This is a genomic window from Pseudoalteromonas sp. bablab_jr010 (assembly GCF_016464105.1).
Classification (GTDB): domain Bacteria; phylum Pseudomonadota; class Gammaproteobacteria; order Enterobacterales; family Alteromonadaceae; genus Pseudoalteromonas; species Pseudoalteromonas simplex.
Map to the genome: position 1 here is coordinate 26,609 of NZ_JACDWV010000191.1, position 12,369 is coordinate 38,977.

8 protein-coding genes are annotated in these 12,369 nt (G+C 42.1%); 2 read left to right on the plus strand and 6 right to left on the minus strand.

The genetic code is table 11. The features are described 5' to 3' along the window. Positions 1-83: 83 nt before the first annotated feature. The gene (gene pbp4b / locus JIG37_RS18750) at positions 84-2,531 is read right to left on the minus strand and encodes a penicillin binding protein PBP4B (RefSeq protein ID WP_199530064.1); all 2,448 of its coding nucleotides are present in this window, start codon (positions 2,529-2,531) and stop codon (positions 84-86) included. Between the two features lie 336 nt (positions 2,532-2,867). On the opposite strand from pbp4b, the gene JIG37_RS18755 reads away from it, so the two are divergent. Continuing rightward, positions 2,868-3,713, plus strand: a complete 846-nt coding sequence (locus JIG37_RS18755) for an SIS domain-containing protein (RefSeq protein WP_054551264.1) — start codon at positions 2,868-2,870, stop codon at positions 3,711-3,713. A 378-nt stretch (positions 3,714-4,091) separates the two neighbouring features. Next, on the plus strand, positions 4,092-7,133 hold the full coding sequence (locus JIG37_RS18760) for a carboxypeptidase regulatory-like domain-containing protein (protein ID WP_138601976.1): 3,042 nt from the start codon (positions 4,092-4,094) through the stop codon (positions 7,131-7,133). Positions 7,134-7,196: 63 nt separating this feature from the next. Here the strand turns inward: JIG37_RS18760 and JIG37_RS18765 are convergent, their stop codons facing one another. The 5 genes from JIG37_RS18765 to JIG37_RS18785 form a co-directional block, all read right to left on the minus strand. Continuing rightward, on the minus strand, positions 7,197-7,625 hold the full coding sequence (locus JIG37_RS18765; RefSeq protein ID WP_199530065.1) for an energy transducer TonB: 429 nt from the start codon (positions 7,623-7,625) through the stop codon (positions 7,197-7,199). A gap of 96 nt (positions 7,626-7,721) precedes the next feature. After that, complete coding sequence (locus JIG37_RS18770) at positions 7,722-8,900, minus strand: DUF1343 domain-containing protein (RefSeq protein WP_199530066.1); 1,179 nt, start codon at positions 8,898-8,900, stop codon at positions 7,722-7,724. Beyond that, positions 8,900-9,835 carry an N-acetylmuramic acid 6-phosphate etherase gene (murQ, locus tag JIG37_RS18775; RefSeq protein ID WP_138601982.1) on the minus strand — a complete coding sequence of 312 codons (936 nt, stop codon included), beginning with the start codon at positions 9,833-9,835 and terminating at the stop codon, positions 8,900-8,902. The genes JIG37_RS18770 and murQ overlap by 1 nt, the downstream gene beginning before the upstream one ends. Further along, positions 9,825-10,736 carry a BadF/BadG/BcrA/BcrD ATPase family protein gene (locus tag JIG37_RS18780; RefSeq protein WP_199530067.1) on the minus strand — a complete coding sequence of 304 codons (912 nt, stop codon included), beginning with the start codon at positions 10,734-10,736 and terminating at the stop codon, positions 9,825-9,827. The genes murQ and JIG37_RS18780 overlap by 11 nt, the downstream gene beginning before the upstream one ends. Continuing rightward, complete coding sequence (locus JIG37_RS18785; RefSeq protein WP_199530068.1) at positions 10,737-12,305, minus strand: sodium:solute symporter; 1,569 nt, start codon at positions 12,303-12,305, stop codon at positions 10,737-10,739. Positions 12,306-12,369 lie beyond the last annotated feature (64 nt).

Sequence of the window (12,369 nt, forward strand, 5' to 3'; positions counted from 1 at the left end):
TAAATTAAGAACAACATTTTATTTTTATTATGCGAAAACTTGCTAAGCTTAATGGCTTTGCCACCAAACTCAACTTAATTCGACTAGTGATTTAATATACTCTCATAAATCAGTGAGATAATAGAGCCATACTTACCTGTTTCAAAACGCTTGCCGACAAACTGGTAATTTTTTTGCGAGCCTTCAATAGGGGTATGACGCGCGTTGGTTAGTAGTACAATAGCAAGGTCGTATTCGGGGTCAATAACGGTTACAGTGCCTGTCCAGCCCGTATGACCATAAGCCCGCGGGCTAGCATAAGGGCCAAAATGCCATTTGCGCGCTTGATGCCCAGCGCGTCTCCACCCTAACCCATAGGTCTCATCGCTTGCTTGGGAGTTTGTGAATTGCTCAAGTACTTGTGGCGTAAAAATTTGTTTGTTGTCGTAACCGCCACCATTGAGTAACACCTGCATAAGTACGGACAAGTCACCAGCGGTACTAAATAGCCCCGCATGCCCCGCTACACCACCTAAAGCATAAAAGGCTTTTTCATCATGTACTTCACCTTGCAGTACATCGGTTCGAATGTTTTCAAACTCAATGCGACCACCTCGGGTGTTGCCGTTAATCTCAGTAGCTGCAATCTGTGAAGCTAAAAAGCCTTTTTGCAATGGATTATAAACCGTATGTGTTAAACCAAGCGGCTGATAAACTTGGCTCTCAACATAGGTATCGAGCGCCATACCGCTGATACGCTCAACTAATACACCAAGCAACATATAATCGATATCAGAATATAGGTGTTTTACGTTACGACCAGCCACAAAAGGCACGCCTGTTAATAACAGGTTTTTAGTACGTAGGCTGTTTTGAGAAAAAAAGCGCTCACCAAATTTATTGTCTTTACGATGAAAATCAACCACTGCTGGGTAACCCGCACTATGGGTGAGTAAATCTTTTACTAAACGTTGTTCACGACCGCTGCCTCTAAATTCTGGTAGGTAATAGAACAGCGGTTTTTCTACGTCGAGTTTTCCTTCGCTGGCAAGCTTCATCAGCGCAAAGTTAGTGGCAAACATTTTTGAATTTGAAGCTATATCAAACAAGGTATCGTTTTGCATGGCTTGTGGGCTTGCAAGCTCACTGCCATCAGCATGGTACTTTTTAGCCGCGCCATAATGGCTTAGTTTGATCAACTTGCCATCTTTAATAACGGCAAGTACTGCACCCGGAAAGCCCTCTTTAATCTCTTGATTAATTAACTCATCAACGGCACTAAAACGCTTTTGACTGTTGTTTGTATCAAGCGTTGGGTAAGGAAAACGTAAGGTTAAGCTTGCCCCTTCAGGCAACACATTCTCTACCTTATAAGTGTTAATGCCATCGCGGGTGCGTTTAGCTAAACTGTATTGATATATTTTTTCGGCTGTTAATGGTGAGGCAATATTAATTTTTTCACCATTAATGAAAATATCAGCACTGGTTGCATCTTGATTTTCTATGATGATTTCACCGCGGCCTTTATAGGCTATAAAAGTGCCTCGGTCGTTCACTAGCGCGCGGCTACTCGGATCAAGCGCCGGAATACGCGCTACAACTTGTGCATTGGCCAGTGTTTTTGGCGCAGGCTCAACCGCTTGCTGTTGCTGCTGATATTCTTTAAATAACCGCTCAAGCTTTTTAGGAAAGTACTTATCTAGTAATGCAAATAGCACAGCGGCACTTCTTGCATCACTATTACCGCTTACATGCCAAGGCAAAAAGTGCATTTGAAAAGCACTTAGGGCATCGAGCGTTTGCGAATCAAGCTGACCCGTTGCAATCACCTCATAGCCGTAACTGCGCAATGCTTTTTGCATTAATTCAACAGAAGGTTTTGATGCACTAAATAGCTGCCAATACTTATCAACGGTGTTGCTGTCATACCACGCACCGATACCTGCTTTATACAGTTGATACCAAGGAAAACGCGGGCCTGGGTCGTTCTTACGGCTTGGGGCAATATCAGAATGGCCAATAACTTGAGTTGGGCCGATATCTGGATTACGAGCAAGAATATCTTTGCTTAGCTTGATTAGTAGTTCAATTTGTTTGGCATCATAGTCTGGAAAAATACATAACTTGCTGGCGTCATTTTCCATCGCAAGCTTAGTTTGCTCCGGAGTATGGCAGCTTGGTACATTCACTATTTCAATACCAATTGAATGATCATTTAAATCTTCTCGGCCTTGCCAAAAGCTGCGTCCGGCGTGCCATGCTCTATCTTTTTCATCAACTAGCTGAATAATTTCTAAATCATCTTTTGGGTAACTAGGATCGCCTGATTCGGGTAATAAATAATGTGAACTCAATCCCCCTTCATCCACGAGCGCACGCATTGATTTTTCGTAATCAATAGCGGTGTAATGCATCACTAAGAACTTAACACGATGGCTGTAATTAGCTGATTGTGTGTAGGTATATGGATTACTGGCACAGCTTACTAATAATGCCGCACTACTGAGATAACACAGCTGTTTAAGTAATGTTTTCAAAGGGGTAAAACTCATAACAGATTCATACCTGATGATTTAAGCATTGACGATTCTCAGCAATACAGTAGCAACACCCACTTAACATGTAAAATATTTTATTTCACATTTAAAGAATAAAAAGCATACATTATCGCTAAGTTACTAAAAATAGGGCTTTCTCAATAATTAGTGTTGTATCTATTATGGAATAAAACTATATTATTCCATCTAAATTAAGAAAAATATTCCAAACTTAGGTCTGCTAAAACAAAAATAAGTCGTCGTGTTAAGCAAACAATGCGCCCAAGCCCTGTGTTTATAATAGAACCATGCTTTGCGTTTTGACTAAGTTAAGCAAACAAAGTGAGCCCTATGTCTACTTTTGTAAAAATTAAAGCCTTACGCCAATCTCTATCGAGCAGCGAAGCTAAGCTTGCTGACTTTACGTTAAATTCAGCGAATGCGATTCGTAATTTATCATCGGTTGAACTAGCAAAAGTGGTTGGTGTAAGCCAATCGAGTGTGGTGAAATTTTCGCAAAAGTTAGGTTATAAAGGCTTCCCTGCTTTTAAACTCGCAGTAATTGATGCCCTTAACGATGAAACGAGCGAACCTAAACTACATGGCAAGATCACCCTTAATGACTCGCTAGAGCAAATCGCCGAAAAACTATTAAGCAGTAAATTGGCGGTGTTAACCGAAACAAAAAACCTCAACGAAGCGCCTGCCGTCGAAAAAGCGGTAGAGCTATTAAAATCAGCAAAACGTATTCTGATTTGTGGTTTAGGTGGCTCAGCGCTGGTTGCAAAAGATTTTTCTTATAAATTACAAAAACTCGGTATGCCTGCGATTGCAGAGCCAGATGGGCATGCACAACTTGCGTATGTTGCGACCTTTTCGAAAGGTGATTTGGTCATCGCGATTAGTGAATCAGGTATGACTCGCGAAATTGCCGAAGTCGTTAAGCAAGCCAAGAAAAATTCAAGCTCGGTGATCTCAGTGACAAAATTTGGCAGTAGCCTTGTTGCTGACTCAGCAGATGTAAAACTTTACTCGGTTGCTGAGGGTGAGTCTGTACGTTTATCGTCAATTTTAGCGCGAACGGCACAAGATTTTGTCATTGATATTTTGTTTATAGCCCTAACGCAATCAAGCCGTCAAGGCCGTAAGTTACTAGAACATTCTAATGAAGTTGTTGGCGAATTTAAGAATAACTAATTTCTTCATTAAAGTTACTTAAATACTAAAAAGCAGCTTAGGCTGCTTTTTTTGTGTCTATTTTATATTTGTAATTAACAATTCATTTTTACCCTCTAAATCATTTACTCGTTTAGCTAAGGTACTGACCAAAAAGTCATAATTTCTTACAAAGTTTTGCTAACACTAAATTAGCCACTCGCTAAGGCAAGCCATTGCTAAGCTTTACCTAAAATCGGTTATATATTTTATTCCTAAAAACACACCTTAAAACAAAAAAATATTCTTGACCACATTCAATAACACCTGTTTAATATATGGGCAACATAATTTTAAAGTTCATAAGTCTCAATTGGGTAAGTAGTCCAGCAAAGCATATAAATATAAGGACGGGAAACAATGAAACAACATGCATCCACACTCGCAATGAGCTATATAGCAAAAGCGACTAGCAATGCACTTCGCGCAAAGAAAACAGCCTTAACCGGTGTTGTTATGGCCGCGGCACTCGCCAGCGCGCCAGCCTTTGCAAATCTAACCGGGGGGATCAAAGGTAAGGTATCATCACCAGAAGCACAGCAGTCACTGGCGGGGATCACCGTTACAGCAAAAAGTAATGTGATGCCAAAACCACGTACTGTCGTTACACGAGAAGACGGCAGCTACGACTTACCACAATTAAAACCGGGTACTTATGAACTGACTTTCACCGATAAAAACGGTGTAACTCAAACCATGACTGTGGATGTTTTACTTGAACAAACTTCGAGCCTAAACGTCACTATGGGTGGTGCTAACGAAAACGTTGAAGTCATCACGGTTACCGGCAGTAAATTATTCCGCCAAGGTAAGTCTGCACTAACTAACTCATTAGGTGAAGAAGCAATCAACAGCGTGCCTGTTGGTCAAGATTATCGTGACCTATTAAAACTTGTACCGGGTGTTGAGCTTTCGGCAAATACAATTTTAGGTCCGTCAGCGGGTGGTTCTGGGGTTGATAACTCTTATGGATTTGACGGTGTAAATGTTTCAATGCCAATGTTTGGTAACTTAGCATCAGAGCCATCAACTCACGACGTTGCTTACGTTACTATGGACCGCGGTGGTGCAAAAGCGGTTGGTTTTAACCGCTCAGGCGGCTTCTCAATTAACACCGTATCAAAATCAGGTACTGACGAGTTTCACGGCAATGTAGAATACAAAGTACAACCAAAAAGCTTTGTTGCAACACCTGTTGGTGAAGAAAGCTATGAGCTCGATAAAAGCTGGTTAACAGCAAGCTTAGGCGGCCCACTTATTGAGGATACCTTATATTTCTATACCTCTTATTATCGCCCAGAAGAAACTCGCTCGAATAAAGATACTGCCTATGGTGGCGTTAAAGAATATGAAAGTATCCGCGATGAATACTTTGGTAAATTAACTTGGGCGCCAACTGACGATATTTTAATTAATATTTCACAACGTACATCCGACAAAGAAGTTAAAGGTGATTCAATTGGCGCTTACGAAACTGACAGTGTATCTGTCGGTAGTAAAGCTGACCAAGATATTTTTACTTTAGATGGCTCTTGGATTTTAGGCTCTGCAACCACTCTATCATTCCAATACAGTAAGTTTGAATTAGAAACAGGTTCGAAACCAGATACAGAGTTGAGTGTCGTACCTTCATTAAATAGTCAGCTTGATGTTAACAACCTTACTCAGATGGGTTACTTCTCGGTACCAAGCCTTAGAGACTATGATCCTGAAGAAGGCTTCACTGAAGAACAAATTGCTATTTACAATGCTGGAGCTACCGGATTAATTAATACCTACGGTTACACGGAAGATGGAGTGTTAAAAGGCGGTGGTGGAGTTGGCGCTTATTCACAATATGACAATATTAACTTCTATCGTGATTCGTTTGAAATTAGCTTAGAGCATGAATTTGACTGGGGTGACACATACCACACGCTTCACTTTGGTGCTAAGTGGGAAGAAAGTGAAGAGCAACTTACCCGATTATCAAATGGCTGGGGACGCATCTCTTACCTTGGCGGTTTAGTCGATGCTGATGCAGACACTGAGGGCTTTGACCCTGCCGATGCCATTTATCGCGCACATGTACAACAAATGAGTCTGGCAACCGAAGATGGAAGCACAGTCTCAGGTATCGATTCTGAAATGCGCAGCCTCAATTTCGAAATAAACGATACTATTGAGCATGGTGACTGGACTTATAATATCGGTTTACTTGTGAGCCAAGATACTTGGTACGGACAAGGCTTAAAAGCGAAGTCAGGAACCGTTTCAGGTTATGAGTTGGCTCCAGGAAATAAGTACGAAATGTATAAAACAGATTGGAGTGATATGCTTCAACCTCGTTTAGGTGCAACCTGGACATACTCTGGCGAAGATTCAGTATTTGCGAACTTTGCTATTTATAACCCTGAAGCAAGCTCTTTGGCTCGTGCAGCTTCATGGGATCGTAATACTCGCGCTGAAATTGAATTACTACTTGATGAATCAGGTAATATTCTTTCTGCGTCACCTCGACGCGGCTCGTCAGGTAAAGCATTCCAAGAAGGCATGAAGCCTCGTCGAATTAATGAGTTCACGCTTGGTACCACTAAATACGTGGGTTCTGATTTAGTATTACGTGCTCACGTACGTCACCGTAAAGGTATGCATTTTTGGGAAGATATGCCAAACACTGCACGCTTAACTGACTACTCTGGCGTTGATGCTGATGGCGTACCGCAACATATTGCAGATAAAGGTTTATATGTAGATAACCTAGATGAAATCCGCGATGAAATTGGTGGTTCTTCTTATGTGATTGCTGAAGTCGATGGCGGTGAAACCAAATATTGGGAAGCCAGCATCGAAGCTGAATACTTAGGTGAAAACAGCTACATCAATGCTTCATATGTTTGGAGCCATTACTACGGTAATTTCGACCAAGACAATACCACAACAAGTAATGATGCAAATAACTTTATCGGCTCATCATACTATGGTGATGGTCGCGGTCGTTACTCATGGGATAACCGATACGGGACTCTTTCCGGTGATAAGCCACATAAAGTTAAAGTGTATGGTTACTACACTGTGCCGTGGGAAGCAAACATTGGTGCTTACTTTGTATTCCAATCTGGTCAAGCTTGGGAAAACTGGGATGGTACTATGTATGGTTATCCAACCAGCCATGTTAGCCGCTATGCCGAGCCTGCAGGTTCTCGAAGAACAGCAAGTCACTGGCAACTTGACTTAAACTACACCCAAGACTTTAAGTTCTCAGGTGATATGGAATTACAATTCCGCGCAGATATATTTAATGTCTTTAACCGCCAAACAGGTTACAACAAAAACCCATATGTACTTGATGAAAACTATGGTGAATCACGCAGTTACTATAACCCGCGTAGTTTGCAGCTTTCAGTTAACTTCAAGTTCTAAGTTAATCAATCCTGTTGGGGCCGCTATTGCGGCCCTTTTTTATGCCTCAAAAACAGTAAAAACTTAAATTGTACAAAATGCTTTTGCAGCATCTATATTAGCCGCTTCTTTCATGAAGTAGTCTAGCTGCACCGTTCGGGTTATCGCTCGTGACTCGCTGTTACTTTTACTTGCCTGCCACAGCCAATGTTTAAGTGACTCTCGCGACACATCGACAAACAGCCCTTCTGGGAAGCTCTCTACAAAACGGATATCGGTGGTATTACCTTGTTTATCAATAGTAATAATAAAGCGCGCACAACCTGTCTGCTTAGATATTAAAGCAGCTTGAGGATAGTTGGGCTTTGTTGCATGTTTAAGTGTCCACAGCTGCTCTGCTGCGTTTTTATCATCACGAAGGTCGAGCACATCGGTTGAGTTACTTGTTGCACTGTTTGGAAGTTGTGAGCAACCAGCGAGTAAAGCAAATGCAGCAATTAAATGAACTTTCATGGTATATCCTTATAAATCAAGTCCCTGAATATACCACAATTAATTTTTAGAAATATAAAAAACGAGGCAAGCGCCTCGTTGTTATTTATCTAATTATTATTGATACAGCAAATATGGCGTTCGCTTGCGTTTAAAAGCGTTCAAATCCGCTTGCCAGCTTTGCTTGATTTGTTGCTCAGTTTGGCCAGCTTCAATCGCTAAACGCAATTTATCAGTTCCTGCAAGTTTATCCATAAAACCAGCTCGTTCAAAAAACGTTTGATCATTCGCGCTCAACTGTTGATAAGCCGAAATAAACAAACTTAAATCTAAACCTTGAATATCAGCATCTCGTAAGTCTTGACCAAATACTTCAACCCCTTTGAATTTAGGGTGCATTGAAGCGCCTTTAATCGCCCTAGGCGTAAAACTAAATTCGCCCAGTTTAACTGGCGAGTAACCGACAACTTGAAACGGAAAATCAGTGCCACGGCCAATAGTCACAGGCGTTGCTTCAAAGAAACACAAAGATGGATAAAGCGCAATTGATTGGGCATTTGGTAAGTTAGGGCTTGGCTTTATTGGTAGCTCATAAGCCATAGCACGGTCGTAGTTTGTAACAGGCACGACACTTAGCTCAAGCTTATCTGCGTCATTTATCCAGCCTTCGCCTTTGATCATTTGAGCAAGTTCAGCCACTGTCATACCGTGTAGAACAGGAATTTCGTGCATGCCAACAAATGAGCGAAATTGTGGGTCAAGAATAGGCCCATCAACATAGGCAATATTCGGATTAGGTCTATCGAGTACCACAACCTGTTTACCATTTTCAGCGGCAGCTTCCATTACGTAATGCATTGAGCTGATGTAAGTATAAAAACGCACACCAACATCTTGAATATCAAAAATAATGACATCTAGATCTGCAAGCATCTCAGGGCTTGGCTTTTTATTACTGCCATAAATCGACACAACATCAATGCCGGTTTTAGCATCTACTGTGCTTTTAACGTGAGCACCGGCGTCATGATCGCCGCGAAAACCATGCTCTGGGGCAAATATTTTGCCGATCACTACGCCATTATCAAGTAATGCATCAACCAAATGTTGACCACTCACCAGTGACGTTTGATTAACGACCAAGCCAACACGTTTACCTTTTAATGCAGGAACATAAGCTTGAAAATTGGCTGCGCCAACCTGTAAAGGCTGTGCATTTTTAGGCGCTTGTGCAGGTGTTTCTTGGCAACCTAAAAGCGCAAAACAACTAAGAAGTAAAATAACTAATAAACGCATTATTCTTCAACCGCCTTACGTAAAAAGCCACCTGCTTTTGACAATAACTGTTTTGCTTCAGGAGCTGGTTTTCCGGTCAACACAATTAAAATAGCCAGTTTTGCGCTTTGCCCTGCTTGCTTTAATGCATCAACGGCTTGCTGCTGCGAACACTCTGTTGCTTGCATCACAATACGAATAGCACGAGCATGTAGCTTTTCGTTACTGGCATTTACATCAACCATCAGGTTTTTATAGACTTTACCTGTGCGGATCATGCTGGCTGTACTTAGCATATTCAACACCAGTTTCTGTGCAGTGCCCGATTTCATACGTGTAGAACCAGTCACAGCTTCTGCACCAACTACAGGGCAAATACCAATTTGTGGTAAACGCATCACAGCTGAGTCTGGGTTACAAGTAACACCCACAGTGACACAACCTAACGATTTAGCGTATTCAATTGCCGAGCAAACATAGGGGGTACGGCCACTGGCAGCTATGCCAACCACGACATCTTTACTGGTTAAACTCACATTTTTTAAATCTTCAACAGCAAGTGTTGTACTATCCTCAGCGCCTTCTACGGCTTTTTTAACCGCGGTGTCACCACCTGCAATAATACCGAGCACTTGCTGATCGCTAACGCTATAGGTAGGCGCACATTCAACTGCATCCAAAATACCTAAGCGGCCACTGGTGCCAGCGCCAATGTAGATTAACCTGCCACCTTGTTGAAATGCGTCAACCACATGATCGACAGCTTCACTAATTTGTGGGATCACTTGTTTCACGGCACCCGCTACTTTGTGATCTTCATTATTGATCTTAGTGAGGATCTCGGTGGAGCTGAGCAGATCGATATCCAAAGTGTCTGGGTTTTGCCCTTCGGAGACAATACCGTTTAACTCTTCGAGTAACTCACGTTGTTGCTTAAAGACGTGCTCAGGGCTCATTGGGTTGTCCTTTTTCAATAATGTCATGGTAATGCTTTGCCGCTAAAATGGCGGCACCAGTTAATGAATCTCCTTTACAAGGAGATAATTCGTTTTGTAAGGCACGTGGCAATAATGGTTGGCTGACTTTCGCTAAACCACCAATTAAAATCACCGGTAACGGCGAGTTACCTCGGCTTTTATTTATTAAACTAACCACCGATTGGGTGTGCTCTGTTAATACCGTTTTAGCCGCCTCACAGTCGTTTTGTAAGCTAAACACTAATGGGCTAAATGCTGCATAATCCGCAGGTTTTGCTTGTTTAAGCCAACTACTAATTGTTTGACGAGTGCATCCTAGCTGCTCACTCAAACGAACCGTTAATAGACTTTTTGGTAAATCATAAATATCTATATCGTTTAATAATTGCTGCACTGCCATCAGGCCGATGCGGGCACCACCGCCAAAATCATCAACGGAAAAGCCCCAGCCGCTCACCAACTTTGTTTGCTTTTGGGCGTTTAATCGTGCACCGACAGCACCGGTGCCAAGGGCAATAACCACACATGGGTCACCAAGATTAGCACCATATAATGACGTAATTGCATCACTGGTAATTTGCAAACTGGCAAATTCTATTTCGTAAACTAGCTTGAGCATCACTGTTAATTGCTCAGCAAGACTCTGAGATGAGCCACCAGCAACACCCATAACGGTGACAATTTCACTCGGCTTTGCGCCACTTTGCTGGCAAACATCACGGGTCACTTTAACAATGTTTTCTAACGCTAAATCAAGATCATTCGAAATTGATGCCGAACCCGCTTGGGCACGGAAAGTCGCACCACTTGCCTGCTCTTTTAGCTCAGCTAACACTTTGGTGCCGCCGCCATCGATGGCTAAAATATAGCGTAAGGCCATTTATGCGCTCTTCTCGTGTGCCGCTTTACCTAGGCAACATACAAGTGTTGCGAGCAATGTACCTATGCATAGCTGCCAAGTAAATCCTAAGTAAAAGCGCATTGACTCAGGTAGTAGCCAATCAATCATGTAGGGCTGCATTAATAAGGTCACCATAAAGCCCGCTATTAGCGCCGCTAACACTGAACCTTCACTACCTCGTTTGGTGAACAAGGTAGTAAAATACACACCTAACAAACCGCTGTACGAAAACACCATGACACTTAGCGCAAATTTTAATAATGGCATATCACTGTATTGCTGCCAGAAATAGCAAAGAATAGCCATAAGCGCTAAAGCAAGGCTTACTAAAGCCATGCCTACACGACCCGCTTTTACAAAGTGATGGTCATTTACTTGTTTATTGTGTTTTTCCAAGTAAGGGCGATAGATATCTTGTACGATGACTGAAGACATCGAACTAAGCCCAGAGTTCAAAGTAGAAATAGCGGCAGCAATAATACCCACGCTGACTAAACCTTTAACCCCGGCTGGTACTTCGTTTAATACGTAGTACATAAAGATAGTAATTTTTTCGCCATTAAATTCTTGTACGACCGTTTGCCCAGCTTCGCTATTCATTAGTGCAGGTTGCTGATAAACAATATACAGCAGCAAACCAATAAAGATAAAAATAGCCATAACTGGGATCACCATCACCACCGATAGTAATAACGCTTTACTGCCTTCTTTTGGACTTTTACAGGTTAATAAGCGCTGCGTCATATCTTGGTCTAAACCAAATGCAGCGATGTTTAATAGCACAAACCCCGTTAACACAGAGGCCATGTTAAACACACCTGACGGGCCAAAATCTAAATCAAATTTAAACAGCGCAAGTTTTGAATCTGCACCAGGACTTGGCTCATTCAGCGTTGCAATAATGGTTGAGAAATCAGCCGGAATAACACTCAACAAGCACCAAATAACCGCAATAGCCGCACTGACATAAACGATACTTTGCAGTACATCAGAATAAATAACGCTGCGAATGCCACCCAAAAAGGTATAAAGCAGACCCGCAAGCGCCAATACTAAAGTCGCGATGACCACACTATCGGCATCGATATTGCCATACAGAATCATCGCCACAGCAATCGCTGCCATGTATAAGCGGGCGCCACTGGCAAACACACGACCAAATAAATACATCATGCCGCTACGGCGCTTGGCCTTTGGCCCGATACGTTTTTCAAGCAGTTCATATACAGTGAACACTTTTTGCTGGTAGAACTTCGGAATTAAAAATGCCGATACTATGAAGGCCGCAATAAAGGCACCGATATTAGTCGCAATATAAGAAAAATCACCTTGATAGCCTTGATCAGGCCCGCCAATAAACGTTGCCGCTGATTGCGAAGTCGCTAAAACAGAAATAGCTACCATCCACGTTGGCATGCTATTTCCGCCTAGAAAAAAATCTTGGCTTGAGTTAGCGCGTTTGCGATTAAACCACCAGCCACTTAGCAATAAAATTGCACCGTAACTTGCGAATACTAGCCAATCGAGAAAAGCGTAATTTGCACTCATTTATTATCCTAACCCAAACCTTGATGGAATATATTATTCCATCATTATGACAAAATTAAAATAC

What these genes read in the sequence shown, in the direction of transcription:
- pbp4b (WP_199530064.1), bottom strand. Translation starts at nt 2,531, where the DNA reads ATGAGTTTTACCCCTTTGAAAACATTACTTAAACAGCTGTGTTATCTC.
- JIG37_RS18755 (WP_054551264.1), top strand. Translation starts at nt 2,868, where the DNA reads ATGTCTACTTTTGTAAAAATTAAAGCCTTACGCCAATCTCTATCGAGC.
- JIG37_RS18760 (WP_138601976.1), top strand. Translation starts at nt 4,092, where the DNA reads ATGAAACAACATGCATCCACACTCGCAATGAGCTATATAGCAAAAGCG.
- JIG37_RS18765 (WP_199530065.1), bottom strand. Translation starts at nt 7,625, where the DNA reads ATGAAAGTTCATTTAATTGCTGCATTTGCTTTACTCGCTGGTTGCTCA.
- JIG37_RS18770 (WP_199530066.1), bottom strand. Translation starts at nt 8,900, where the DNA reads ATGCGTTTATTAGTTATTTTACTTCTTAGTTGTTTTGCGCTTTTAGGT.
- murQ (WP_138601982.1), bottom strand. Translation starts at nt 9,835, where the DNA reads ATGAGCCCTGAGCACGTCTTTAAGCAACAACGTGAGTTACTCGAAGAG.
- JIG37_RS18780 (WP_199530067.1), bottom strand. Translation starts at nt 10,736, where the DNA reads ATGGCCTTACGCTATATTTTAGCCATCGATGGCGGCGGCACCAAAGTG.
- JIG37_RS18785 (WP_199530068.1), bottom strand. Translation starts at nt 12,305, where the DNA reads ATGAGTGCAAATTACGCTTTTCTCGATTGGCTAGTATTCGCAAGTTAC.